The following is a 24,837-nucleotide window of genomic DNA, read 5'->3' on the forward strand; positions in this document are numbered from 1 at the left end:
AGGTGAAAAAAATACTCATTTTACAAATGCGGCCTGAAGATGAAGCAGCTAATAGCGAGTTCGAGGCTATATTGCGCGTCGGGGAAATCAATAGTAATAGCGTTCACCGCATTCGTTTGGAACAAAATATTCCAACTATCAATCTAAACGATTATATGGCGATAATTGCGGGTGGAAGTCCGTTTGATGTGAGCATGCAAAAAGAAAAAAAGGGCCAAATTCAATTAGATATTGAAACATTTTTCCACAACCTATTTAATCGTATAGTTCCTATAGATTTTCCTTTTCTAGGTTGTTGTTCTGGAAACGGTTTATTAGGTCAGTATTGTGGGGTCAAAATTTCCACAAAATACCCTGAGCCCATTGGGAGTGTTGAAATATCTGTAACCAATGAAGGTTCCAAAGACCCCTTGTTAAAAGGATTACCACTAAGATTTTCGGCACTTGTTGGTCATAAAGAAGCTTGCGAAGATATTCCAGAGGGAGCTGTACTATTGGGGACTTCCAAACCTTGTCCTGTTCAAATGTTTCGCTTGAAAAAGAATATCTACGCCACTCAATTCCATCCTGAGGCCGATGCCAATGAATTTATTCTGCGTATAAAAACCTATAACAACCATGGGTATTTTGCTCCAGAAGAAGCCCAAGATTTAATTACCAAAGTTAGCAGAACAAACACCCCTGTTCCCAAGGAAATTTTGAAGCGTTTTGTTCGAAAATATACTTCACATTCAATAAGTTAAAATCGATTTTTCGGAAATTGTTTAATTTGTAATTTTAATCAATCTAAAAACGAAAATCATGAGCTGGAAAAATCTATTCGACGAAAAAGGCCTTCAAGAAACCTTAGACCGAATTAATAGTCTTAATAACGAAACCCAAAATCAATGGGGAAAGATGAGTATTGCCCAAATGTTGGCTCATTGCAATGTAGCCTATGACCTTACCTATACTGATAAATTTCCGAAGCCCAAGGGATTTAAAAAATTCATGATTAAACTTTTGGCAAAGAACGTTGTGGTAGGGCCCAAACCTTATAAAAAGAATAGTAGGACCGCACCGGTTTTCATCATAAGTGATCAACGAGAATTTGAAATAGAAAAGAAACGTCTAATTGAGTATTTAGAAAAAACCCAAAAATTAGGTCATACACATTTTGAGGGAAAAGAATCACATGCATTTGGCGCATTGACGGCAAAGGAATGGAATAATCTTTTTTCAAAACACTTAGATCATCACTTAAATCAATTTGGTGTATAAACCTTTAATTGGTACCAGAGTATAAATTCTGAAATTTTATATTCCTAAACCTAATCTCACCTGTTTCAGCAGCCTGGAGAGCAATCATACCTTCTGAAAGATCATTATCATGTAAGTCAGTGATCAATTCCCCATTGACCCAAGTCTGTAGATGGTTCTTTTCGATTTTTATTTTATAGGTGTTCCATTTATCAAGGGTATTGACATAAATCAAAGGTTTGGAGCGGTTTACCACAGCACCTGTTCTATTTTCCTGATTAGGGTGCAAATCCCAAATATTGTTTTCATAACAATCCACCATTGATAACTCTTTGTTTTTGCATCGAATGAAAATTCCTGAGTTGACTGTACTGTCAGGTTTAAACTCCAATTCCAAAATAAAATTTTTGTATGATTTTTTAGTCATGATGAATCCCGAGGCGCCTTTAGCAATACCCACAATTTCATTATCAATAAAATTCCAAGTAGCATCACCAGAGATAAAACACTCTTTGCTGTTTTTTTTGAATAATTCAGCTGGCTTGGCATTATTAAAAAAACAGGAAGTCATAACTAGCAAGGCCATTGCACTTACCAAATAGTTTAAAAAACCTTTCATATACATATTGCTTCTAGTTATTTGCAATTAATAATTCAAATTCATCGTTTATTTCACCAAATCGAACATTCGGGTGTACTTAATGATAAAACTGTTGTTAAAGGGACTGCCATCCTGTATGTTATGATTATATACAACGAACAGTCCCGTATTCGCCTGTTGCAACCAGCCAAATCGAAGGTTGGCCGCCCAAAGTTTGTTTACGGTGTTATTCTGAACCAATCCTTGTATATAAATGTTTGGTTTAAAAGAATACGACAATTGACTAATGAAAACATTGGCATTAAAATCCCCTACAGGTAAGTTCACCTTATTATACATATAGGTAAAAGCAGCATTGAATTTATCTCCTTGTCGTAAAGAAAGTGTACCACTATTCAAGTAACGTGTACCACCAAAAGAACCACCTATAACAGAACGAAGATTAAAAGCTACTGGTTTACTTTTATTGGTCATTAAAATGAATTGGGACTCGGCATGCTTATAAATTCCCGGTTGCACAAATACATTTTCTGAAATTTCAAAAGGATCAACAACCCCCTCGGTCGTAAAATTCACACCTGTATGTATTTCAAATCCACTTTTGTATTCCCAATGGTTATCTACGTGTAAAAAACCCGTTTCTTGAAAACCATTAAAGTTCCAATATCCTCGATAAGATATATGTGGCCTATGTTCCAATATTTTCGAATCTTCATTTTTTGGCCTCAAATGGTATAGCACTAACCCCTCAGGTTTCTTGAAAGAAGAACGTAACAAAAAACCTACCTCTGGGTTAAACCCTTCTCCAACTTCGGTATAGGCGCCCCGAATTTCCCAATTATTCCATTTATAATCTGTTTGTAGTTTAAAGGCATGTTCATCTTCCGCATCAACAGTCCCTGAAGTTTTCGCAGCAAACCCCGATAATCTGGCCTTTTTCCCTAAGCCCAATTTTCCATCAATTGCCATCGTACGGTTAAAATCGCCACTGGTCTCTAGCCCTTCTCTATTTATCACCACCGCGCCTAGGGCAGACCTTCCTTTAAATTCGTGATTAACTCGAGCAACGGTGAAATTATTCTTTTCTATATTGGCGCCCTCTACATCTTCCGTGAACATTGTCAATAAGCCAACATTTGTTCTGTTCACTTTACCTGAAAGGCGTGCTCCCCCAATTATTGGTACGACATTGCCTTCTTCACCAATACCTATTCTTCTACTGAAGAAAAGATCTACTTCGCCTGGGCTTCCCACACTAAATAAACCCGCATTTTCAAGAAAGAAAGGTCGTTTTTCAGGAAAGAATAAATTAAAACGATCCAGGTTTACCTGTTGCTGATCAACTTCAACCTGTGCAAAATCCGTATTATAGGTAAGATCCAGAGTTAAGCTCGGGGTAATACTATATTTTATATCACCACCCACCTCAGCATCAAATTCATATTCTGAATCTGTTAAAGTAAAGTCTTTGGATGAACGCCCTAGAGCATAGGGGACCACCTTTAAATTCCCTGGGTTTCTTAAATCCAAACCTTCCAATGTTCCTGCTAAAGAAAGCCTGTAAATATCGAAACCCACTGGCAATTCTGCCCAATATACAATTTCATTGCTTTTTCGAATGTTCCTACGAAAGTTAATACCCCAATCTTTTCCTGCCTGAAAACGAAGTGTTCGTAATGGAATAGCGAATTCTGCGCTCCAACCAAAATCGCCAACTTTAGTTTTTACTTCCCAAGAACCATCCCAATTTATATTAAAACCACCAATGGTACCTCCTTGTTGACGGTTTGCATTAAAATTACCCTGGCCTTCATTATCTACCTGGGCATCATATTCCACTCCAATTGAATTGGTTCCGAAGACAAACCCGTTCTGATTGTCCTTATAGGTATCTAAAATAAAAAGAAAGGCATCAGTGTTTTCCAAATCGGCATCCCTCCTAGCATCAGAAACAACCAATTTATCGGGCTCAGCATCAAAACAAACCACGGAAACATAAAAAGTAGATGAAGTATAGGCGATACGTATATCGGTCTTTTCACTTGCTGCTTGCCCATAATTAGGTTGCATTTGGCTAAATGCACCAAAAGGTTGAATCGTTTTCCAAACATCATCACCTAAAACATCCCCATCTATATTTGGTTCAGCAATAATCGAAACCGCTTGGGCATTTGGTCGTTCTTTAAGATTGGTTGTGGTACTTTGTGAAATTGCGAAATAAGGTATTGCCAAAAGGCAACCCATAATCATTAAACTTGGTATTTTCATTCTGGTTGGGTTGGTCACTAATAAAAAAGGGTAACATAAATGTTACCCTTAAATTTAAGAATATTTGATTGCAATAACTATATAATTAGCTTAATTCTTGTTGTACCAAGTAATAGAATGCGGGTCTACTTTTCATTCGGATACCAGACATTTTTTCTGCAACCTTATTTATCGCAGCCATCGCCTTGTCTTTGTCAGTAACACCCAATTTTTTTTCAGCAAAATTACGACGCACTGTCTCTAACTCAGAGGCATCCTTGCCCGAAACCAAGGTCGCGTCTTTATTGTCAACCATTGTACGCAATCTGTTCACCAAAGACTCCAAGAGCTCTTGATCTACATTGGATACTCCACACTCCTTTAATTGACCCTCTGCCGTTTCTTTTAGTTTAGCCAATTTTTCCGCTAAATCACTCATGATAATTGTTTTTTAAGGTTAAAAAATGATTTGAATTTTGATAATCTAAGTAAGTTAAAGATTTCTGCAATAAAAAAGTTGCAAATTGAGAACAATTTATTGCAAATATTTAAATTTAAATACGTGGTGTTCCTGAAAAACAGTATATTCGAGAGGGATTGACCATTTTTTACACACGACCTTATGAGTTGATTCTTACAACATTATATTTTACTATAAAACCTGATAAAAATGACCAAAAACCATCTTAAAACACTAACCACTTTAGTTCTTTTGTATTTGTTTATCCCATTTTCCTCCAATGCTCAAAATTCGGGAGGTAATAAAACAATTGAAGGCTTATCCAAAGAAAGAATTGCCCGTTATGATTCTTTTTTAAAAAATGAGATTGATGAAGGTAGAATTGCCGGCGCAGTTTCCCTCATTTCCAGAAATGGAAAAATTGTGCATAAAGAGAGTTTTGGGCTGCAAAGCAAAACCGCTGGTTCGCAAATGAATGATGACGGTATCTTCCATCTTATGTCGATGACGAAACCTATTGTAACAGCAGCTTTTATGATGCTATATGAGGAGGGTCATTTTTTTCTGACTGATCCAGTATCAAAATATTTACCGCAGTTTAAAGACATGGAAGTTAGCTCTGATTCTTCAAAAGGAAAAGATGGCCCCACAGAATCTGCCCATAAAGAAATAACGATTGCTCATTTGTTGTCACATACGGCAGGGTTCTCGCATGGTCTTGGTGGTACGGAATTGGATAATGATATCGCAAAAGCCCTTTACTATGAACCTCAGGAAAATATTGAAAGTAGAGTCAATACCCTTGCCAGTCTTCCTTTAGTAGGTCATCCTGGAGAACAATGGTATTATAGTGCTTCACCAGACGTTCTAGCTTTGATGATAGAGAAAATTTCGGGGCAGTCATTGGACAAATTTCTTGACGAACGTATCTTTAAACCTCTTGGAATGAATGATACAGGTTATAATATCTCCAAAAAGAATCATGCACGTTGGGTGCCAGTACACAATATTAATAAAGAAGGTACACTGGTTAACTCTGAACAGCAACTGCCCATAGAAGGGAATGCAGTTTTTGGTGGCACACACGGCTTGTTTTCTACAGCTTCAGATTATCTTAGATTTTGTCAGATGATGCTCAATAAGGGGAATTATAATGGTCAGCAATTTCTCAGCTCTAAAACGGTAGACATTATGACCCTAAATCAAACCGGTGATTTGCAACATGCCCCTGGCCAAGGTTTTGGTTTCGGATTTGGAGTAACAGTAGACCTTGCGGATTCCAAAAGTCTTGGTTCCGTTGGTCAATATTATTGGGGTGGTGCTTATTCTACTTATTTCTTTATTGATCCAAATGAAAAATTGATCTCTATTTTAATGACACAATTACAGCCTTATAGTAACTACTATAGTGAGAAAATGAGGCAGTTCGTGTACCAAACAATAGTTGATTAGCAAAGTTTTTACCAATAATATTTGAATTTCATTATCTTTTGCCAACTAAACAACCAATATTATGAATGCATTTTTATTTGAATTTATTGGCACAGCCATGTTAATACTCATTGGCAATGGGGTCGTGGCCAATCTAGTATTAAAAAATACCAAGGGATCCGACTTAGGATGGGTGGGTATTTCAATTGCATGGGGAATAGCTGTTTTTTGCGGCGTATTTGTTAGTGCAGATGCGTCTGGCGCCCATTTGAACCCCGCTGTCACAGTTGGCCTTGCCACGGCCGGAAAATTCGGTTGGGAATTGGTTCCCGGTTATATTCTTTCACAGGTATTGGGTGCAATGATGGGTAACTTCTTGATTTGGCTTACGTATAAAAAACAATACGATTCTACTGAAGACCAAGGGTCTATTTTAGCCACCTTCTCTACCTCTCCTGCAATCAGAAATCCTTTTTGGAATTTTATGTCGGAGGTAATCGGCACTTTTACGTTAGTATTTGGCATCTTTTTTATAGCAAGCGGTAGTGTAGGTGAAGAAGCTATCTCATTAGGCTCTTTAGATGCCTTGCCAGTAGCATTATTGGTAATAGGGATAGGATTTGGACTAGGTGGAGCTACGGGTTATGCCATTAACCCAGCGCGTGATTTTGGACCTCGATTAATGCACGCATTGCTACCCATAAAGAATAAAGGAACCAATGATTGGGGATATGCATGGGTGCCCATTCTTGGCCCGTTGACTGGTGGTGCCTTGGCTGCGTTTGTATATTGTTTAATAGGGATTTAAACTTCTAGTTTATGAGGAAATATGCAACATTGATTTTAATGATCTTTACAAGCATGGTGTCCTGTGGTCAAGAAATTATAGAATTACCTTTTTCTCCCTGCGATGGTGTCACCTGGGAAGGTGGTGAAAAAGAATATTTTTCAGAATTGTGGCAAACCCAGGTAGTGACAAATGTTTCCGTCCCTTCAATGGAAGTTTTTAGACCACAAAATCCAAACGGAACGGCAGTGATTATAGCACCTGGTGGAGCGTTATACGCCCATAGTATAAATAGTGAGGGTAATGATGTAGCCAAGTGGTTGAACACAAAAGGAATTACGGCTTTTGTTTTAAAATATAGATTGGTACCGACAGGTGAAGATGGAATTAAGGATTTTAATGATGATAGAGAAGATGTTTATAAGAAGGTAGATAAAATTATGCCTCATTCAGTAAATGACGGACTCGCTGCCCTTGAACATGTCATAAAAAATGCAAATAAATATAATGTAGAAAGCGGTAAAATAGGTTTTATGGGTTTTTCTGCAGGCGGAGCAGTAACGATGGGAGTTACTTATAATTATTCTGAAAAGAATAGACCTGATTTTATAGTTCCTGTTTATCCTTGGACAACAGTTATGAAAAAAAATGAAGTTCCTACAGATGCTCCACCAATGTTGGTTATTTGTGCCACTAATGACCCCTTAGATTTGGCCGAGGGCAGTATAAATCTTTATTCCGATTGGCTTAAAAACAAAAAGAAAACCGGATTGCATATGTATTCACAAGGAGGACATGGTTTTGGAATGCGGACCCAAAATCTCCCTTCGGACAATTGGATTTCCCGATTCTATGAGTGGGCACTAGTAGAAGGTTTTACAACTGCAGAGTAAGTCATGAAGTTAACAGGTGCATATTACTCCATACTTTTTCTTTTTATAACTTGTTTCTATGGACAGGCACAAAAGCAAAATCGGTTTCAAGGTGAAGTTGAAGCAATTCAAAAAAAGTATGATACACTTTGGAACCCCTCTAAAGAAACTATCGTATTTACGGGTAGTTCAAGTATTAGGTTATGGAAAGAATTGAATGATCTATTCCCAGATCATCAAATAGTGAATACAGGTTTTGGAGCATCATTGAGCACAGACTTACTGCACTATTGTAAAGAATTGGTCATAAACTTCAATCCGTATAGAGTCTTTATATATGAAGGCGACAATGATTTGGCATCAAAAAGAAAACCAAAAGAAATATTGACAACAACCAAAGAAATTGTCTCCAATATCTGGATGAACAATAACAAGACGCAAATTATATTGATTTCTGCCAAACCAAGTATTACAAGGTGGTCATTAAAAAGAAAATACAAACGGCTAAACCGTAAATTCAAAAGGTTGGCAAAAAAAGAAGAACTGATACAATTTGTTGATGTTTGGAGTCCCATGTTGGAGGGCAAAAAAATAAATCAAGAATTATTTCTTGAAGACGGTTTACATATGAATGCCAGAGGATATGAAATCTGGTATCCATTGATTAAGCCATTTGTTTTAAATTAATCTATAAAAATTGAATTACAATATGATCAAAACAATCAGTACCAGAATCTTTGCCTTTTTATTTATTGCCGCTATTGTTTTTGCTTGTCAAGAAGAGAAAAAGAAAAGAATCAACTTTCCTCCTACCGATTTAGCAAAGCAAAGTCTAATTCCACAACCCTTAAAAGTAATCCCTACGAATAATGCATTTGGACTAGATCGTTACACGGCAATATATACTTCAAAAGATGAACAAGGATTTTCTGAAGTAGGAGCATTTTTAGCTGAAAAAATTAAGGCAAGATTAGATTTGGATCTTCCCGTTAACTCAAATAGTGATGAACCAGTAGAACGCATTATCTACATCAATCAATCCGATAGTCTTGAATTGGATTCCCCCGAAGCGTATCAACTTTACATTACTCAAGATTCGGTAATATTGAATTCCAATACTGCGGAAGGCGCTTTTAGAGGCGTTCAAACGTTGCGGCAGATTATTCCTTTTGAGAGTAATGACACCTTGGCCGAACAGCGCATTTGGCCTATACCAACGGGTAAAATAACTGATAATCCAACTTTTGGGTTTAGGGGATCTATGCTTGATGTTGCTCGGCACTTCTTTAGTGTGGACGATGTTAAAAAATATATTGACCTATTGTCCTATTACAAAATAAATGTACTGCATTTACATTTGACAGATGACCAAGGCTGGCGTATAGAAATTAAATCTTGGCCAAAATTGACCGAAGTTGGTGGTAGCACAGAAGTCGGTGGTGAGGCCGGCGGATTCTTCACCCAGGAAGATTATAAGGAAATCGTTTCATACGCGGCCAAACATTATATGACCATAATTCCTGAAGTAGATATGCCAGGCCATACCAACGCCGCATCGGTCTCATATCCATTTTTAAACGGTAATGGGAAAACGCCTAAGTTATACGAAGGAACCCATGTTGGGTTTAGCACTTTCGATGCTCGAAAAGATACGGTCTATGCCTTTATTGACGATGTTGTACGTGAAATATCTGAAATTACGCCTGGACCTTATTTTCATATTGGAGGAGACGAAAGTCATGTGACCAAAAAGAGCGATTACATTCATTTTGTTGAAAAAGTTGAAAAAATAGTGCAGAAACATGGAAAACAAATGATTGGATGGGATGAAGTTGCTTCCGCAAATATAGATTCCTCGTCTATTTCACAATATTGGTCCAATGGAAAAAATGCACAAAAGGCAGTTGACAGAGGCATGAAAGTAATCTTATCACCAGCCAAAAAAGCCTATTTGGACATGAAATATGATTCTCTTACCAAACTCGGTCTAACATGGGCAGCTTACATTCCGGTTGACTCAGCATATGTTTGGACACCTGAGGAATATGAAGGAATTCCCATGGAAAACATTTTAGGAGTTGAAGCACCTCTTTGGTCCGAAACCATAAGTAATATTGATGAGCTTGAGCAGCTGGCTTTCCCACGGGTCATTGGGTATTCAGAATTAAGCTGGTCAATAAAAGAAAATAGAGATTGGGAAAAGTATAGAGAAAAATTAGCCGATCAAGCGCCATTTTTAGATTATATGAACGTAAAGTATTATGCTTCCCCTCTTATTGATTGGAAAAAAAGTAAATACACTTATAAAGAAATTATAAAGGATTAAATAACCAATCGCTCTTATGACTGAACACCATAATTGGGATTATAAAACCATGAAAATGAAAAATATAGTTTTAGTATTTCTGCTATTGTTCGGAACGGTTTTCTATGCTCAGGATACCATTCCCAAGGCAGAAATATCAACCACCATGCAAAGTGTGAATATTAATGGCAGAACCATTTATCTAACTGCACAAGCGGGTACATTCGAAGTTCGTGATGAGAATAACAAGCCTATTGCTCTAATGGGCCATACGTACTATTCAAAAGGAAGTGATAAAAAGGGATCAAGTAATAGGTCAAGACCTATAGTATTTGCCTATAATGGAGGGCCTGGTTCTTCTTCATTCTGGTTACATATGGGAGTTTTGGGGCCAAAACGCATTGTTGTCAACGATCCTATAACGACACCAGCTGCACCTTATAAAATAAGCAATAACAATTATTCGATTTTGGATGTTGCCGACTTGGTTATGATCGATCCTGTTGGGACCGGATTAAGTGTACCCGTAGGTAAATCCAAATTCAAGGATTTTTGGGGCGTTGACCAAGACATAAGAAGTCTTTCATTATTCATTACCCAATTTTTAATTGAACATAACAGAATGAATAGCCCTAAATATCTTTTAGGGGAGAGTTATGGTACTTTTAGGAATGCAGGGGTAATGAACAAACTTCTGAATCAAGGTATTGCGATGAATGGGGTAATTATGGTTTCAGCAGTTTTTGATTTAAGAACTTTGTTGTTTCCTCCAAATGATGACTTGCCTTACATTGTGCATTTCCCAACCTACGCTGCTACTGCCTGGTACCATAATATGGTTGAAAATAAACCAGAAGATGTTTATACTTTTTTGGACGAGATAAGGGCATTTACCCAAAATGAATATACACCTGCTTTATTCAAAGGTGATCAAATCTCGGAAACAGAAAAAAATGAAATAGCATCGAAACTAGCAGCTTACACCGGAACATCCTCATCGTATTGGCTAAAGGCAGATTTAAGAGTGACCGCAAGCGAATTTTTTGCGGAATTCTTAAGGGATAAAGGTGAAATCGTAGGTCGCTTGGATTCAAGGTTTACTGGAATAAACCAAGACCTCATATCTCAAGAAGGTAGCCATGATCCTCAAAGCTCGGCAATTTCACCGGCGTACATCACTGGCTTTTTGGACTATTTGCACAGAAACCTCAAAGTAAGTAAAAAGCTAACTTATTCAATTACAGCAGGTCGCAGAAAAGGTTTTAAATGGGATTGGTCGCATGAAGGAAATAATCGATGGGGAACCCAAGCGGCCATAAATACCAGTATTGATATGGCCCAAGCCATGTCAAGAGATCCAAATATGAAAGTATTGATTCTTAATGGTATTTATGACATTGCCACGGTATTTTATGGTGTTGAACATAGCATCAACCATATGGGCTTGACCAAAGAAATAAAAGATAATATCATTATGGAATATTATGAAGCTGGGCATATGATGTATACACATCAACCCTCATTGGTTAAATTCAAGAAAGATGTAGCTGATTTTATTAAGACCACTTCTAAATGATTCACTACCTATAAATCAAAAAACCCATAACTTTCGTTATGGGTTTTGCTTTTTTCAACTATAGGCTTATTCTTCTTCTTGGGAATCTTCAGAATCTTTAACAAATTCAGTAATTCCCTGATCATGTAAGAGGTTGTACCATTGGATAACCTTCTTTATATCACTCGCATAAACACGATCCTCATCATAATTAGGTAATACCTCAAAAAAGTATTCTTCCAATTTAAGCTTATCATCTTTATGTCCAATTGAAGTTTTACCTCCCTTTTCTTTTACTTGGATTTTTTGAAAAACCTCTCCTAAAGGAATTTCCTCTTCCAAAGTATATATTGCTATTTCAGAAAGAACGCTCACATTACTTTGTGCACTAATGGTGATTCTTTTCTTATCTAACAAAGACTCCGCCACAAAACCTGAACGGGTTTGGGTCAGCAATTGATAAAGGCCGGGCTTACCACCAATCGACATAATTTTCTCTAAACTCATACTATAAAATTTTCAACCGCAAAGATGCTACATTTGCCTAAATAATCGGGCTTATTTACCGGGCTTTTTTCATATTGGGAAAGCGCATGCGATAATCAGCATTTATTTTGCCTTTGGATATATTGGCCAATCTTCCTTTTAATAATCGTTTCTTAAGCGATGATAGCTTATCCGTAAATAGAATACCTTCAATATGATCATATTCGTGCTGAATAATTCGAGCTAAAATACCATCGAAATTCTCAGTTTGTTTTTTGAAATTTTCATCAAAATACGTAATCGTGATTGTATCTTTACGCGTAACATCCTCACGAATCTCAGGGATGCTTAAACACCCTTCATTAAAAACCCAATCCTCACCGGTTTCTTCTTGCATTTTCGCATTAATGAACACTTTTTTAAATCCATCAAGATCCTTTCTTTCTTTCTCAGACAGCTCATCATCTTCGGCAAAAGGAGTGGCATCTACCAAAAACAATCTAACAGGTAGGCCAATTTGTGGTGCAGCCAAACCAACGCCACTCGCATTATACATGGTCTCCCACATATTCTCTATGAGCTCGTCAAGTTTAGGTAAATTCTTTTCAATTTCCTTTCCTACCTTTCGCAGTACTGGATCGCCATAAGCGACAATTGGTAAAACCATCTATTTTTTATTTAAATACGCCTGTAAAATCAGGGTTGCACTTATTTCATCTACAAGCGCTTTATTCTTGCGTTGCTTTTTTTTGATACCGCCATCAATCATTGATTGAAATGCCATTTTAGAGGTAAAACGCTCATCTTGCCTTTCAATGGGAATTTCAATGAATGTTCTTCCTAAATGCTTTAAGAAAGGCTTTATCAATTCTTCCGCTTGGGAAGGTGTATAGTCCATTTGTCTGGGTTCACCTACAACAAATTTCTCTACATTTTCCTCAGAAACATACTTTTTCAAAAAACTTATGAGTTCAACTGTCTTTACAGTGGTAAGTCCTGAGGCAATTAACTGCAATTCATCTGTTACAGCAATCCCCGTACGTACTTTTCCATAGTCTAAAGCGACAATTCGACCCAATTTTAATTTTTTGGCAAAAATAAACCATAAATTGTTATAACTATAAAAACACAAGATCAATTAGGTCTTAAGCCCCTATATTTGTCAAAATTTTAAGAAATAAAATGACTGAACTTAGACAGACCATTGAAAAAGCATGGGATAATAGAGAACTATTGAAAGATGCCACAACCCAAGATGCGATTCGAAAAGTTATTGATTTACTGGACGCAGGTGAACTTCGTTGTGCTGAACCTAGTGAAAAAGGTTGGCAAATAAACGAATGGGTTAAAAAAGGAGTGGTACTCTACTTTCCTATTCAAAAAATGGAAACTTTGGAAGCAGGCATTTTTGAGTACCATGATAAAATTCCGCTTAAGAAAGGTTATAAAGAAAAGGGTATTAGGGTTGTTCCACATGCCGTGGCTAGACATGGAGCATATATATCTTCAGGGACTATCCTTATGCCCAGTTATGTAAACATTGGAGCATATGTTGATGAAGGTACTATGGTCGATACTTGGGCAACCGTTGGTAGCTGCGCGCAAATTGGAAAAAACGTACACCTAAGCGGTGGTGTTGGTATTGGCGGAGTGTTAGAACCTTTACAAGCTGCCCCGGTAATCATTGAAGACAATGTATTTGTTGGTTCAAGATGCATTGTTGTTGAAGGGGTTAGGGTTGAAAAAGAAGCGGTACTAGGAGCGAATGTAGTTCTTACAGCATCAACAAAGATCATAGATGTTACAGGAGACACTCCTGTTGAAAGAAAAGGTTTGGTACCATCTAGATCAGTGGTTATTCCTGGTAGTTATACCAAAAGTTTCCCTGCTGGTGACTACCAAGTTCCTTGTGCGTTGATAATAGGAACAAGAAAAGAAAGTACGAATAAAAAAACTTCATTGAACGACGCTCTGCGTGAATATGACGTAGCTGTATAAGACTTCAAAACATATTATCCATAAGAAATGAAAACCCTATTTAACAGTAGGGTTTTTGCTTATCATCTTGTTAGTTAATAGAATGGCTATTACAAGATATATTAAAAAAAGAACATTGTAAGAATTTTACATCAATTATATACTTTTTTGCTTTTTTTTCTGTTAATAACAAACACAATTGGTTTAACCTGCCAATTAATTTATACGTATGCCCCAAGGAAAAGAAAAATTATCAGCGCTTATCATAACCTACAATGAAATGGGTTACATTGAAAAATGTATTGAATCTGTTTCATTTGCAGATGAAATAATAGTGGTTGATTCATATAGTACGGATGGTACATATGAGTACCTATTGAATCACCCGAAGGTTAGGGTCATTCAAAATCCGTTCAAAAACTTTACGGCTCAAAAATCCTTTACTTTAAAACAAGCAAATAACGACTGGGTCTTATTTTTGGATGCTGATGAAATTGTTCCCGCTAATCTTCAGAATGAAATAAGCAATACAATCAAAAGCAGCCCTAAACATGTAGCATATTGGTTTTATAGAAAATTCATGTTCCAGAATGAAAGGTTACGTTTTAGTGGCTGGCAGACCGATAAGAATTACAGGTTGTTCAGAAAAAGTAAGGTGAACTTTTCAGATAAAAGAATTGTCCATGAAACTTTGGACATTGACGGAACAACGGGAAAATTCAAAAATAAGCTTACACATTTCTGTTACAAGAATTATGAAACGTACAAAAACAAAATGTTGATGTACGGTAGGTTAAAGGCAAAGGAAGCACATAACAAAGATAATCGCTTCAGTTATGCGCTTTTATTAATTAAACCTATGTGGAAATTCTTCAATGGTTATGTAATTAGACTTGGCTTTCTTGATGGCATCAAAGGAATTACGATTTGCCATTTAGATGCATTATGCGATCTTGAAAGGTATCGTGAACTTCAGCGGTTAGAGAGAGAAGAACAATGGTCTACGGTGTTCAAAACCATGCCATAGCATCATTTTTCTTAACAAAACTTCAGTACTTAAACTTCAAATTTTTTTTAGTGCTATAAAATGGTAGGTTTGCAAAGCGGGTTAACGACCCCATATAAAGCAAATTCTCATTATGGCCTATGATATTACCCTTGAAGGGAAAAACCTGGTTCAGGCAGAAAAACTCTTGATTGATGTTATTTCGATTTTTGAAACCTGCAAAATTGAATATTGGTTAGAGGGCGGCACTTTGTTGGGAATTAGACGGGAGGAGAGACTTTTACCATGGGACAATGACCTTGATATTTCAATTCATGAAAAAGAAGGTAATAAGTTAGCTCCCCTTTTAAAAACATTAAAAGAAAAAGGGTTTAGAGTACGCACACGAGTATTTCAACAAGACTCAGATGTTTTTAAAAAAGGTGACCTTAGAATGATCAAGATTCGTACAAAGCGTTTTTTCGGATTGTTAAAAGGCAATGTTTGCCTAGATGTTTTTATCAAATACACCCATGATCAAAAAACGTACTGGGAAATAGACAATAAAACCAAAAATGTTCCCTCAAAGTTTTATACTTCTTTCAAAACAATTAAGTTCAAAGGAAAGTTTTACATCATTCCAGAATTGACTGATGACTATCTAACCTATCGTTATGGTGTTTGGCAAACTCCAGTAAAAGACTGGGATACATCAAAGGATGATAAGGCCTTGAACTAATCCTTTTTAATATTTAATTTTAAAGCCTCTTTTAAAATAGTACTACTCACATTTGCGGTATACGTAAAATACTCCATCGCACAACTTACTTTTGGGTACCTCCCTCTCCAATCATCACCGACAGAAATTGCATCTATTTTATAGGAATCAACTATTTTTTGCTTGTTCTTATCTTCTTGTGGAATTACCTCATCAACCAGTCCAATTGACTGTACTACTTTTATTCTTTCATGAAATGGGATGACAGGCTTTTTACCTTTTTCCCTTTCAATTAATTCATCGGTAGAAACTCCCACAATCAAATAATCACAAAGCTCTTTGGATTTGATCAATATATTCAAATGACCAAAATGAAAAATATCAAATGCACCTGAAGTGTACATTCTATTATACTTTGATCTATGATTTGGCTTTGCAACAATTTTAAACCCATCAATCGCTATTTCCCATTTCTTACCAGAAACATTTGTATATAAATAGTCAATGATTTGTGGAATCTCATTCTCATTATTCAATGTTTTGGATACTAGCACTATACCTTTGACTGAATGCTCAGCAATTCTCCAGTTTTTGTACTTGCTATTTAATTTATTCAAATCTAAATCTACCATATACCATTTCGTAAATTGTTGGCAAAACTACAAAATCAAAAACAACTTGAATTTATTTGAATCCCTCCAATACTGTTAGGGCGGTTTTTATGAATTAAGAATTTAAATAAAACAAGTAACTTTGCTGCTACCAAGGTTCTTCTTCACAAAGACAACCTAGTATTAATCACAACTTATGAAAATAGTTATCCTTGCTGCAGGAATAGGTTCTAGACTGGGCAATCCTTTTCCAAAACCACTTACCCCTTTGAACAATGGCAAGAGTATAATGGGGATGCAAATAAGTAATCTCACTACACATTTTAATGTAGATGATATTAGTATAGTAGTTGGTTTCAAGAAAGATTTAATCATGGAGCGCTTTCCCGAAGTTACTTATATTTACAATCCTTTCTTTGATCGTACAAATACTTCAAAAAGTCTACTGCAGGCCTTAAAAAAGAACAAGGACAAATCTGTTCTATGGTTGAATGGAGATGTTGTTTTTGATTCCAAATTATTGGATGAACTAAAACCTTACTTAAATAATGACCAATCGTTTGTGGCGGTAAACACCAGTAAGGTGGCTGAAGAAGAGGTAAAATACACCTTAAAAGATAACTATATCCATGAACTTTCCAAGACAGTCAAGAACGGCTTGGGTGAGGCCGTGGGGATAAATTTCATTGCATCAAAAGACATACAGAGCTTCATTGATTGCTTAGAAGAGTGCGATGATAATGACTATTTTGAACGTGGCCTAGAACTCGCTATTGAAAAAGACAATATTCAAATCACTGCTGTTGACATCTCTGCTTTTGATTGTATGGAGGTTGATTTTAAAGAAGATTTGGAAAATGCCAATAACCTCTTTCGTTGATGAAGGTTATATTGTTTTGTCAGAATGCTTATGCATTTGGGATTTTGGCGCCCATTCGCGACTTATTAACGTCTTCTTCCCATGATTATATTTGGTTTGTATCTAAAAAAATACTTCAGGCTTTTCCATTCAAAACCGAGAATTACACTTCAAGCATTTTAGACTTACAATTTTTTGATAGTGATGCGATTTTTATTCCTGGTAATGAGGTGCCATATTATTTAAAAGGGTTGAAAGTCCAAGTTTTTCATGGCTTGGCAGGAGAAAAGAAAGGACACTTTAGAATAAGGCATTACTTTGATCTGTATTTGACCCAAGGACCATTTTTTACTTCCAAATTCAATGAACTAAAGGAAAAACATCAAGATTTTGATGTTATTGAGACTGGTTGGCCAAAGTTGGACGTTTACGGCAAACATAAAAACTCATTTGATTCGGAAAAGAAGGTAGTATTGGATCGGTACAATACAACTACAATGGTACTTTATGCCCCCACTTTTTCACCAAGTCTAACATCTGCTCCTTTTCTATTGAACGAAATGGAGGAATTAGCGGTAAACACCGGTTATCTTATTTATATCAAGTTCCATGATCTGATGAGTGCTGAGTGGATTACTGCCTACGCAGAATTAAGCCACCGAATACCCAATATCATTTTTCAAAAAGAAAAAAATATCATCAAGTTCTTACTTCAGGCAGATATATTGATTAGCGATACTTCATCCGTTATCTACGAGTTTCTTTTATTGGACAAACCAGTAGTATCGTTCAAAAATATATCTGGGAATATTCAATGGGACGACTCCCAATCCTATTCTAATCTGACTCAAAGGGTTGAGAACAACCTGAACAATGACCCGTTTAAAAAAGAACGACAATCAATCTATGCAGCATACCATCCTTACAATGACGGTCAATCGGCAGAGCGTATGATTTCGGCTGTTGAAAAGTATATTTCCAAGAACGGAGTACCGGAAAAAAGAAATCTATCTTTTGCCCGTCAACTTAAGATTCATAAGATTTTTGGACAACCAGTCTTAGAACCTTGGACGGGTGAAAAAACAGAAAAAATAACGGCACTATTGATTACTTTCAATGAGATCAATAACATTGAAGAAGTACTGGAAAACGTAAGCTTTGCCAATGAAATCATTGTTGTGGACTCTTTCAGTTCTGATGGCACCGTGGATAAAATCAAGGAATACCCAAAAGTGAAATTGATTCAAAGGGCATTTAAGAACTATACAGACCAAAAATCTTTCGCTATGGAGCAGGCCTCTAATGATTGGGTCTTGTTCATGGATGCCGATGAACGTTTGACTGACGGTCTTAAAAATGAAATCCTAAAAACCATTAACTCAAAATCAAATACTATTGTAGCGTTTATGTTTTCAAGAACATTCATGTTCAAGAATAAAATATTGCGCTTTAGCGGATGGCAGAGCGATAAGAATTACCGCTTGTTCCGTAAAACCAAGGTCAAATTTGATAATGACCTTATAGTTCATGAATCCTTGATTGTGAATGGTGAATCGGGAGTAATGAAAAATAAGCTAATTCATTATTCATATAGTGATTATGAGGATTACAAAGCGAAAATGATCAAATATGGGCAAATGAAGGCCGCCGAGGAATTTAAAAAGAATAAAAATAGTTATCCTCATCATTTTGTGCTTAGACCGGTATATAAATTTTTAAACCACTATATTATTAGATTAGGTATTCTTGATGGAAAAAAAGGCATCATAATTTGCTATCTGAACGCTTTGGGGGTTTATTCTAGATATAAAGAATTAAAGAGATTAAGAAAACAAGGAAAGTTATCGAGTTGATGAGTGATTTTACTGCAGAAATAAATAGTTGTATTAAGGTATTGTCAGAGGGTGGACTCATCCTCTACCCTACCGATACGGTTTGGGGCATTGGTTGCGATGCGACGAAAGAAGAAGCAGTACAAAAGGTATATGCCCTAAAACAACGTGAAGATTCAAAAGCACTAATAAGTTTAGTGGCGAATGATGCCATGCTTGAAAGGCATGTTGAGCAAGTACCAGAAGTAGCTTACGAGATATTGGATCTTGCAACCAAACCAACAACCATCATCTACGATAATCCCAAAGGTTTGGCGCCAAATGTAATTGCCCAAGATAACACCATGGCAATTAGAGTGGCATCTGATAAATTCTGTCAATATTTAATCAACAAGTTTAGAAAACCCATTATTTCCACCTCGGCAAATGTTACTGGTCAATCAACTCCTAAAAGCTTTTCTGAAATAAGCGAACCTATTTTAAAAGGTGTTGACTATATTGTAAATTTGGAGCATGATAAAAAAAATGAATCAGCCTCTTCCATTATTAAATTAAGTAATGATGGTACGGTCAAAGTGATTCGTCAATAACGATGCAACAAAACCACAAAAAAGCACTCCAAGACCCTATATTCAAAATTCTTTCTGATGCAGCCTCCGGGCTGGCACTCGAAAGTTACGTAATTGGTGGTTTTGTTCGTGATTACATTTTAGATAGGGGAACACATAAAGACATAGATATCGTTTCTATTGGTAGCGGTATTGCATTGGCAGAAAAAGTGGCTTCAATGCTACCAGGAAACCCCAAAATATCAATTTTCAAAAACTTCGGGACGGCCATGCTCAGGCATCATGATATGGAGTTGGAATTTGTTGGTGCGCGTAAAGAAAGTTATCAACGTGATAGCAGAAAACCAATTGTAGAGGATGGTACTTTAAAAGAAGACCAAGAACGCCGAGACTTTACTATTAATGCACTGGCATTATCACTGAACAAAGAAAATTTCGGGGATTTATTGGACCCTTTTGAAGGGGTCTTAGATCTTGATAAAAAAATCATCAGAACTCCACTTGAACCATGTGTTACCTACTCAGACGACCCCTTACGTATGATGCGCGCTATACGTTTTGCCACACAATTGAATTTTGAGATAGAGCTTAGATCGCTTCAGGCGATTACTGAAAACAAAGAACGTATAAAAATAATTTCTGCTGAGCGAACCGTTGATGAATTGCATAAAATAATGGCCTGTGAAAAGCCGTCTATTGGTTTCTCATTGCTGCACAACACCGGACTTCTTGATTATATTCTCCCTGAGTTGACAGCGTTGGAGGGTATTGAAGAAGTTGAAGGTCAACGCCATAAAGACAATTTTTGGCATACCTTAGAGGTGGTCGATAATATTGCCCAAACTACAGATGATCTTTGGCTACGTTGGGCAGCACTACTACATGATATTGGCAAAGCTCCCACCAAAAAGTTCAGCAAAAAAGTAGGGTGGACTTTCCATGGGCACGAATTTGTTGGTTCAAAAATGGTTTACAAGTTATTCAAAAGACTACGTATGCCCTTGAACGATAAAATGAAATTCGTACAAAAAATGGTCTTGATGAGTTCACGACCAATTGTACTTGCAGAAGACTTTGCCACTGATTCCGCGGTGCGCAGATTGGTGTTCGATGCAGGAGATTATGTCGAAGACCTAATTACTTTATGTGAAGCGGATATCACTACAAAAAACCCTCGAAAACAAAAAAAATACAAAAACAACTTCAAACTTGTTCGCGCGAAAATCGTGGAAGTCGAAGAACGTGATCATATACGTAACTTTCAACCACCGGTCTCAGGCGAAGAAATCATAAAAACATTTAACCTCAAACCTTCAAAAGAAATTGGAATTATCAAAGCGGCGATTAAAGAAGCTATTTTAGAAGGTGAAATCCCTAATGAGTATCAATCAGCCTATGAATATATGCTCGAATTAGGTAAAAATATGGGATTGAGTATAATAAATGAAAAAAAAAGATAGATGGTGAAAGATGGTAAAAAAGTAGTCTATTGGATTTTGACAGGATGTTTGTTGATTTTCATTATGGTCTTAGTTGGTGGTATAACTAGATTAACACATTCTGGCCTTTCCATTTCCAATTACAATCTTGTTTCTGGAACCATACCTCCTTTAAACCATGAAGAATGGCAAGAAGCCTTTGATTTATACAAACAATTCCCAGAATACCAAAAATTAAATTCTCATTTTACCCTATCTGACTTTAAATCTATCTTTTTTTGGGAATGGCTCCATAGATTTATCGGAAGGTTTATCGGCATCGTTTTCATTCTACCATTTATATACTTTTTAGTTCGTGGAAAACTCACTAAGGCAACAATAAAGAAATGTCTTGTTTTACTTACCTTAGGTGCTTTTCAAGGCTTTTTAGGATGGTATATGGTAAAAAGTGGTTTGATTAATAGACCTGATGTTTCTCACTATCGACTAGCCGCCCACCTAATTACGGCATTCTTAACTTTTGCGTACGGTTTCTGGGTTACCCTTGACCTTATCTACCCAAAAAGAAAGCAGTCAATACCAGAGTTACGAAGAATACTTTGGATAATTATGTTTTCTTTGATAGTACAAATAACCTGGGGGGCTTTTGTTGCAGGGTTGGATGCAGGTTTAATACATAATTACTGGCCTTTTATGAGTGAAGGTAAATTTATTCATGAGACCGTTTATATAGAACAACAACCCATGTTAAAAAACTTTGTGGAAGGCAAAAGTGGTGTTCAGTTCGTACACAGATATTTGGGCTATGTCGTGGTTGCCCTAATAGTCTACTTATGGTATAAGAGCAAAAATATTAATACAACCAAGCATCAAACTCTTGGTATTCAATCATTACTATTATTGGTATTATTACAATTTACCCTTGGTGTATTCACCTTATTATTGAGGGTGCCATTGTGGTTGGGAATAGCACACCAGGTTACTGCTTTTCTACTTTTGGGAGCAACTACTTTCACTTTACACAGATCCTCAAAATAAAACTAATTATTGTAACTTTACCGCCCCACAAAAATTTTAGAATGATCTATAAAATCCGCATAATATTGGATGCCAAGGAGGATATCTTTAGGGATATGGAGATTGAAGCAAGCTACTCAATGGAAGAGTTTCATAACGCCATTGCACAGTCTTTTGGTTTTCTTGGAAATGAAATGGCCTCATTTTACACCTGTGATGAGAATTGGAAGCAGGATGAGGAAATTGCACTTTTTGACATGAGTGAGAATGGTTCTGATGTTCGATTGATGAATGAAACATTTCTAGAAGATGTTATTACTGAGAAATCTCCGAAAATGATTTATGTCTATGATTTTTTGAATATGTGGACATTCTTTGTTGAGTTGGCCGATATTGATGATGAAGAACCAGGAAAATCTTATCCAAATATACTTTTTAGTTTTGGCGAACTCCCTGAGGCTCCTCCTGAGAAAAAGTTTGAAGCCGATGAACCAACAATGGACTTCGACGACACTTTTGATAATTATGATGATTTGGATTTTGATGAAAACTGGAATTGATTTTATATTAAGTCCTCTCTAAATCAACCCTGTACCAAGCAAACACTCTAACTCCTTAACCTTAATAAGACAATGATTAACCTCTACCCTACCCATATAGACAGTATTTCGCTTCATCGCGTTGGAAACAAGAACAAAAACGAAGGTGTTTTTTTATCCGAAGAACCTGTTAACCTAAATGATGAAACAACCGGGTTACTAAAGGAATATTTTTTTAGGCCGTTTAGAGAAAAAGAAGAAAACTACTTTAAACTTTCCAATGAGGTTGATGTTGAGTTTAATGAAATATATAAAATAGCCTCTGAGGTTTTTGCTAACCCCTCTTCTGCACATGAGAATTCAATAAAAATAGCAAAACATCTCTTTGAGCAATCAAATCACCCACATATTAAGAGTGGTGAGGTATATGTTACCTATTTAACAGGGTTATTGCTTGATAATGAAAAGGTTGATGCACTTGGTATTTTCAAGAGCGAATTAAAACATGATTTTCTTCAGTTTGAAGAAAATGGAAATAACCTCGATATAGTTGTGCAACATGGTATTAACATTAATAAACTGGACAAAGGCTGTCTAATTTTCAATAAAAACAAAGAAGAAGGTTATAAAGTACTTTCAGTTGATAGCAACCGCTATGATGCAAAGTATTGGTTAGAGAATTTCTTAGGTGTTGATGCTTTGGCCGATGAAAATTTTTATACGAAGAACTATCTTAAATTTTGTCAAAATTTTGCCAAGGATGTGGTTCTACCAGCTGAAGATAAGCAACAAGAAGTTCTGTTTATGAACAAGGCAGTTAACCATTTTGCAAAGAATGATGCCTTTGAAGAAAGTAATTTCCTTAACGAGGTTATGGAGAACCCTGAACTTATTCCTGAGTTTAAGCATTATAAAGTGGAGAAAGGCCCAAAATATAGTATTGAGGATGTTTCTAATTTTGATATTGCAAATAAAGCCGTTTCTGACGCACGAAAAAAGATTAAAAACGTAATTAGTCTTGACACCAATATTCAGATAAAAATGGATTTCATAAATCCAGAATCAGCTGAAAAATTCGTTGAAAAAGGCTGGGATGAAGAAAAACAAATGTACTATTACCTAGTATATTTTAATAAAGAACAGAAGAGTTAGTAGGTCTACTAAATTTTTATTTTATGTTCAATGATCTGTTTCATGCTAACGCCTTGGTAATTGCGTTTTACAAAGTCTAGGGCTAAATCTAAAATCTCACCCATAGTCTTACACTTTTTAAATTTAGAATCATTTGTTAGTTCATAAATCTGGGTTCTTAGCATTTCTATATTCTCGTTTATAGATATATCGTCTTTTTTACAAATTTCGACAAGCCATTTTATACGATCACCTGAACTAAGTATTCGTTTCGCACTAATTGAACGCTCTTCTAATTTATATTGATCCACCGAATGATTAAGCAACTTACTTCTAACCAGTTCAACCATTAGAAAATTCTCCTTGAAAAACTGCGGGCGATAAACTTTTAATTTCCCTTCAAAACTTTGTTGGTCAAAATCGATTGCTCGTATTTTATATACCACATGGTCAAAATCATGGGTCATCACAATGACATAATTATATGATCGCATATCTCCCAACAAGCGAATCATGCAACGTTCATTGAACTTAACAAATTCCTTTGCCAGCTGGGCTTTTTCAGATTCAGTACATTTAGGCAACATTTCCTTGATGAAAAAGTCACCAGGAATACCTGCGATATGCTCCTCTATCAAGGTGTCTTTGTAAACAAGAAAATTCAGGTTATATGGTGAAAGCATGTGCTCCAGTTCAAGGCCATACACTCGTGAAGCATCAGTCTTTTTTACATAGAAATATGTGAAGTTGTCATTCAGAATATTCCTAATCTTTATTCGAAAAGGTTTGGAGTTCCCAAAGGTGCAGTAATCTACTGCATCAACATTTAAATATTGGTCAATATGATCACTACCATCAGAATGAAGAATAGAATAAATCTTTTTTAGACTCGTATCTATTTCCTCCCTATCAAATTCATTATAATAAACTCTTATCCAAAGTGTATCCTCATCATTGTCATCATAAACCACGACGGAGCCAGTAAACCGTAATAAATCTTCATAAAAAATTGGAATTTCTATTTTACGATTATACTGTTCTAAATAAGCATCGAGCTCCTGCGAAACGGGATAAGCAGGTTTCTTCTTTGACATTAATTTTTCTTCCTGCATGCTAAGTGAATTAAATTTAAGGGCTAAGCCTGTAACAAATTTAGGGTTTCTTCGTCAAGTTACTA

The 24,837-nt window shown here is 36.2% G+C and carries 26 protein-coding genes; 18 read left to right on the forward strand and 8 right to left on the reverse strand.

The annotated features are described in order from the left end of the window. Positions 1–2 precede the first annotated feature (2 nt). A complete protein-coding gene (locus FB2170_RS02110) occupies positions 3–743 on the forward strand; it encodes a glutamine amidotransferase (RefSeq protein WP_237701152.1) in 741 nt (246 codons plus the stop codon). A 58-nt stretch (positions 744–801) separates the two neighbouring features. After that, positions 802–1,260, forward strand: a complete 459-nt coding sequence (locus FB2170_RS02115; protein WP_013304848.1) for a DUF1569 domain-containing protein — start codon at positions 802–804, stop codon at positions 1,258–1,260. 4 nt (positions 1,261–1,264) lie between these two features. On the opposite strand, the gene FB2170_RS02120 is transcribed toward FB2170_RS02115, so the two are convergent. From FB2170_RS02120 to FB2170_RS02130, 3 genes are all read right to left on the reverse strand, one after another. Then, positions 1,265–1,858 (reverse strand): DUF1080 domain-containing protein, encoded by a 594-nt coding sequence (locus FB2170_RS02120; protein ID WP_237701153.1) that lies wholly within the window; start codon positions 1,856–1,858, stop codon positions 1,265–1,267. Between the two features lie 48 nt (positions 1,859–1,906). After that, a complete protein-coding gene (locus FB2170_RS02125; RefSeq protein ID WP_013304850.1) occupies positions 1,907–4,108 on the reverse strand; it encodes a carbohydrate binding family 9 domain-containing protein in 2,202 nt (733 codons plus the stop codon). Positions 4,109–4,193: 85 nt separating this feature from the next. Beyond that, positions 4,194–4,526 carry a DUF2853 family protein gene (locus FB2170_RS02130; protein WP_013304851.1) on the reverse strand — a complete coding sequence of 111 codons (333 nt, stop codon included), beginning with the start codon at positions 4,524–4,526 and terminating at the stop codon, positions 4,194–4,196. A gap of 231 nt (positions 4,527–4,757) precedes the next feature. Here FB2170_RS02130 and FB2170_RS02135 point away from each other — a divergent pair, with 231 nt between their 5' ends. The 6 genes from FB2170_RS02135 (at position 4,758) to FB2170_RS02160 (ending at position 11,518) form a co-directional block, all read left to right on the forward strand. Beyond that, positions 4,758–5,999 carry a serine hydrolase domain-containing protein gene (locus tag FB2170_RS02135; protein ID WP_013304852.1) on the forward strand — a complete coding sequence of 414 codons (1,242 nt, stop codon included), beginning with the start codon at positions 4,758–4,760 and terminating at the stop codon, positions 5,997–5,999. A 61-nt stretch (positions 6,000–6,060) separates the two neighbouring features. Beyond that, positions 6,061–6,786 carry an MIP/aquaporin family protein gene (locus FB2170_RS02140; RefSeq protein ID WP_013304853.1) on the forward strand — a complete coding sequence of 242 codons (726 nt, stop codon included), beginning with the start codon at positions 6,061–6,063 and terminating at the stop codon, positions 6,784–6,786. Positions 6,787–6,797: 11 nt separating this feature from the next. Further along, positions 6,798–7,658 carry an alpha/beta hydrolase gene (locus tag FB2170_RS02145; protein ID WP_013304854.1) on the forward strand — a complete coding sequence of 287 codons (861 nt, stop codon included), beginning with the start codon at positions 6,798–6,800 and terminating at the stop codon, positions 7,656–7,658. Between the two features lie 3 nt (positions 7,659–7,661). Further along, the gene (locus FB2170_RS02150) at positions 7,662–8,324 is read left to right on the forward strand and encodes an SGNH/GDSL hydrolase family protein (RefSeq protein ID WP_013304855.1); all 663 of its coding nucleotides are present in this window, start codon (positions 7,662–7,664) and stop codon (positions 8,322–8,324) included. Between the two features lie 22 nt (positions 8,325–8,346). Continuing rightward, positions 8,347–9,963, forward strand: coding sequence for a family 20 glycosylhydrolase (locus FB2170_RS02155; RefSeq protein ID WP_013304856.1), 1,617 nt, complete (start codon positions 8,347–8,349; stop codon positions 9,961–9,963). Positions 9,964–10,018: 55 nt separating this feature from the next. Beyond that, positions 10,019–11,518, forward strand: a complete 1,500-nt coding sequence (locus FB2170_RS02160; RefSeq protein ID WP_041632985.1) for a S10 family peptidase — start codon at positions 10,019–10,021, stop codon at positions 11,516–11,518. 66 nt (positions 11,519–11,584) lie between these two features. On the opposite strand, the gene FB2170_RS02165 is transcribed toward FB2170_RS02160, so the two are convergent. The 3 genes from FB2170_RS02165 to ruvX are packed head-to-tail and all read right to left on the reverse strand — an operon-like array spanning position 11,585 to position 13,061. Continuing rightward, positions 11,585–12,004, reverse strand: coding sequence for a DUF5606 domain-containing protein (locus FB2170_RS02165; protein ID WP_013304858.1), 420 nt, complete (start codon positions 12,002–12,004; stop codon positions 11,585–11,587). 55 nt (positions 12,005–12,059) lie between these two features. Then, positions 12,060–12,650, reverse strand: a complete 591-nt coding sequence (gene def, locus FB2170_RS02170) for a peptide deformylase (protein WP_013304859.1) — start codon at positions 12,648–12,650, stop codon at positions 12,060–12,062. After that, positions 12,651–13,061 (reverse strand): Holliday junction resolvase RuvX, encoded by a 411-nt coding sequence (gene ruvX / locus FB2170_RS02175; protein ID WP_041632986.1) that lies wholly within the window; start codon positions 13,059–13,061, stop codon positions 12,651–12,653. 104 nt (positions 13,062–13,165) lie between these two features. Here ruvX and FB2170_RS02180 point away from each other — a divergent pair, with 104 nt between their 5' ends. From FB2170_RS02180 to FB2170_RS02190, 3 genes are all read left to right on the forward strand, one after another. Continuing rightward, a complete protein-coding gene (locus FB2170_RS02180; protein WP_013304861.1) occupies positions 13,166–13,981 on the forward strand; it encodes a 2,3,4,5-tetrahydropyridine-2,6-dicarboxylate N-succinyltransferase in 816 nt (271 codons plus the stop codon). Positions 13,982–14,189: 208 nt separating this feature from the next. Next, positions 14,190–14,987: a glycosyltransferase family 2 protein gene (locus FB2170_RS02185; protein WP_013304862.1), complete on the forward strand. Its 798-nt coding sequence runs from the start codon at positions 14,190–14,192 to the stop codon at positions 14,985–14,987. A gap of 112 nt (positions 14,988–15,099) precedes the next feature. Continuing rightward, on the forward strand, positions 15,100–15,684 hold the full coding sequence (locus tag FB2170_RS02190; RefSeq protein WP_013304863.1) for a LicD family protein: 585 nt from the start codon (positions 15,100–15,102) through the stop codon (positions 15,682–15,684). On the opposite strand, the gene FB2170_RS17450 is transcribed toward FB2170_RS02190, so the two are convergent. Then, positions 15,681–16,295, reverse strand: coding sequence for an adenylyltransferase/cytidyltransferase family protein (locus FB2170_RS17450; protein ID WP_013304864.1), 615 nt, complete (start codon positions 16,293–16,295; stop codon positions 15,681–15,683). The two genes, FB2170_RS02190 and FB2170_RS17450, sit on opposite strands and share 4 nt — an antisense overlap. 175 nt (positions 16,296–16,470) lie before the next feature. Between FB2170_RS17450 and FB2170_RS02200 the strand changes: the two genes are divergently transcribed. From FB2170_RS02200 to FB2170_RS02230, 7 genes are all read left to right on the forward strand, one after another. Continuing rightward, a complete protein-coding gene (locus FB2170_RS02200; RefSeq protein ID WP_013304865.1) occupies positions 16,471–17,154 on the forward strand; it encodes an NTP transferase domain-containing protein in 684 nt (227 codons plus the stop codon). After that, complete coding sequence (locus FB2170_RS17635; protein ID WP_013304866.1) at positions 17,154–18,986, forward strand: CDP-glycerol glycerophosphotransferase family protein; 1,833 nt, start codon at positions 17,154–17,156, stop codon at positions 18,984–18,986. The genes FB2170_RS02200 and FB2170_RS17635 overlap by 1 nt, the downstream gene beginning before the upstream one ends. After that, positions 18,986–19,555 carry an L-threonylcarbamoyladenylate synthase gene (locus FB2170_RS02210; RefSeq protein WP_013304867.1) on the forward strand — a complete coding sequence of 190 codons (570 nt, stop codon included), beginning with the start codon at positions 18,986–18,988 and terminating at the stop codon, positions 19,553–19,555. The genes FB2170_RS17635 and FB2170_RS02210 overlap by 1 nt, the downstream gene beginning before the upstream one ends. Before the next feature lie 2 nt (positions 19,556–19,557). Beyond that, positions 19,558–20,994, forward strand: a complete 1,437-nt coding sequence (locus FB2170_RS02215) for a CCA tRNA nucleotidyltransferase (RefSeq protein ID WP_013304868.1) — start codon at positions 19,558–19,560, stop codon at positions 20,992–20,994. Then, positions 20,995–22,011: a COX15/CtaA family protein gene (locus FB2170_RS02220; RefSeq protein ID WP_013304869.1), complete on the forward strand. Its 1,017-nt coding sequence runs from the start codon at positions 20,995–20,997 to the stop codon at positions 22,009–22,011. A gap of 41 nt (positions 22,012–22,052) precedes the next feature. Next, entirely contained in the window at positions 22,053–22,550 is a 498-nt protein-coding gene (locus FB2170_RS02225) for an IS1096 element passenger TnpR family protein (RefSeq protein ID WP_013304870.1), read from the forward strand. 72 nt (positions 22,551–22,622) lie between these two features. Continuing rightward, positions 22,623–23,681 (forward strand): nucleoid-associated protein, encoded by a 1,059-nt coding sequence (locus FB2170_RS02230; protein ID WP_013304871.1) that lies wholly within the window; start codon positions 22,623–22,625, stop codon positions 23,679–23,681. Between the two features lie 8 nt (positions 23,682–23,689). Here the strand turns inward: FB2170_RS02230 and FB2170_RS02235 are convergent, their stop codons facing one another. Further along, positions 23,690–24,772, reverse strand: a complete 1,083-nt coding sequence (locus FB2170_RS02235; RefSeq protein ID WP_013304872.1) for a hypothetical protein — start codon at positions 24,770–24,772, stop codon at positions 23,690–23,692. Positions 24,773–24,837 lie beyond the last annotated feature (65 nt).

Source organism: Maribacter sp. HTCC2170, assembly GCF_000153165.2.
Taxonomy (GTDB): Bacteria; Bacteroidota; Bacteroidia; order Flavobacteriales; family Flavobacteriaceae; genus Maribacter_A.

Excerpts from the sequence above, each read along its gene's own strand:
- FB2170_RS02115 (WP_013304848.1), top strand. The coding sequence starts at position 802 with ATGAGCTGGAAAAATCTATTCGACGAAAAAGGCCTTCAAGAAACCTTA.
- FB2170_RS02120 (WP_237701153.1), bottom strand. The coding sequence starts at position 1,858 with ATGAAAGGTTTTTTAAACTATTTGGTAAGTGCAATGGCCTTGCTAGTT.
- FB2170_RS02125 (WP_013304850.1), bottom strand. The coding sequence starts at position 4,108 with ATGAAAATACCAAGTTTAATGATTATGGGTTGCCTTTTGGCAATACCT.
- FB2170_RS02130 (WP_013304851.1), bottom strand. The coding sequence starts at position 4,526 with ATGAGTGATTTAGCGGAAAAATTGGCTAAACTAAAAGAAACGGCAGAG.
- FB2170_RS02135 (WP_013304852.1), top strand. The coding sequence starts at position 4,758 with ATGACCAAAAACCATCTTAAAACACTAACCACTTTAGTTCTTTTGTAT.
- FB2170_RS02140 (WP_013304853.1), top strand. The coding sequence starts at position 6,061 with ATGAATGCATTTTTATTTGAATTTATTGGCACAGCCATGTTAATACTC.
- FB2170_RS02145 (WP_013304854.1), top strand. The coding sequence starts at position 6,798 with ATGAGGAAATATGCAACATTGATTTTAATGATCTTTACAAGCATGGTG.
- FB2170_RS02150 (WP_013304855.1), top strand. The coding sequence starts at position 7,662 with ATGAAGTTAACAGGTGCATATTACTCCATACTTTTTCTTTTTATAACT.
- FB2170_RS02155 (WP_013304856.1), top strand. The coding sequence starts at position 8,347 with ATGATCAAAACAATCAGTACCAGAATCTTTGCCTTTTTATTTATTGCC.
- FB2170_RS02160 (WP_041632985.1), top strand. The coding sequence starts at position 10,019 with ATGAAAAATATAGTTTTAGTATTTCTGCTATTGTTCGGAACGGTTTTC.
- FB2170_RS02165 (WP_013304858.1), bottom strand. The coding sequence starts at position 12,004 with ATGAGTTTAGAGAAAATTATGTCGATTGGTGGTAAGCCCGGCCTTTAT.
- def (WP_013304859.1), bottom strand. The coding sequence starts at position 12,650 with ATGGTTTTACCAATTGTCGCTTATGGCGATCCAGTACTGCGAAAGGTA.
- FB2170_RS02180 (WP_013304861.1), top strand. The coding sequence starts at position 13,166 with ATGACTGAACTTAGACAGACCATTGAAAAAGCATGGGATAATAGAGAA.
- FB2170_RS02185 (WP_013304862.1), top strand. The coding sequence starts at position 14,190 with ATGCCCCAAGGAAAAGAAAAATTATCAGCGCTTATCATAACCTACAAT.
- FB2170_RS02190 (WP_013304863.1), top strand. The coding sequence starts at position 15,100 with ATGGCCTATGATATTACCCTTGAAGGGAAAAACCTGGTTCAGGCAGAA.
- FB2170_RS17450 (WP_013304864.1), bottom strand. The coding sequence starts at position 16,295 with ATGGTAGATTTAGATTTGAATAAATTAAATAGCAAGTACAAAAACTGG.
- FB2170_RS02200 (WP_013304865.1), top strand. The coding sequence starts at position 16,471 with ATGAAAATAGTTATCCTTGCTGCAGGAATAGGTTCTAGACTGGGCAAT.
- FB2170_RS17635 (WP_013304866.1), top strand. The coding sequence starts at position 17,154 with ATGAAGGTTATATTGTTTTGTCAGAATGCTTATGCATTTGGGATTTTG.
- FB2170_RS02210 (WP_013304867.1), top strand. The coding sequence starts at position 18,986 with ATGAGTGATTTTACTGCAGAAATAAATAGTTGTATTAAGGTATTGTCA.
- FB2170_RS02215 (WP_013304868.1), top strand. The coding sequence starts at position 19,558 with ATGCAACAAAACCACAAAAAAGCACTCCAAGACCCTATATTCAAAATT.
- FB2170_RS02220 (WP_013304869.1), top strand. The coding sequence starts at position 20,995 with ATGGTGAAAGATGGTAAAAAAGTAGTCTATTGGATTTTGACAGGATGT.
- FB2170_RS02225 (WP_013304870.1), top strand. The coding sequence starts at position 22,053 with ATGATCTATAAAATCCGCATAATATTGGATGCCAAGGAGGATATCTTT.
- FB2170_RS02230 (WP_013304871.1), top strand. The coding sequence starts at position 22,623 with ATGATTAACCTCTACCCTACCCATATAGACAGTATTTCGCTTCATCGC.
- FB2170_RS02235 (WP_013304872.1), bottom strand. The coding sequence starts at position 24,772 with ATGCAGGAAGAAAAATTAATGTCAAAGAAGAAACCTGCTTATCCCGTT.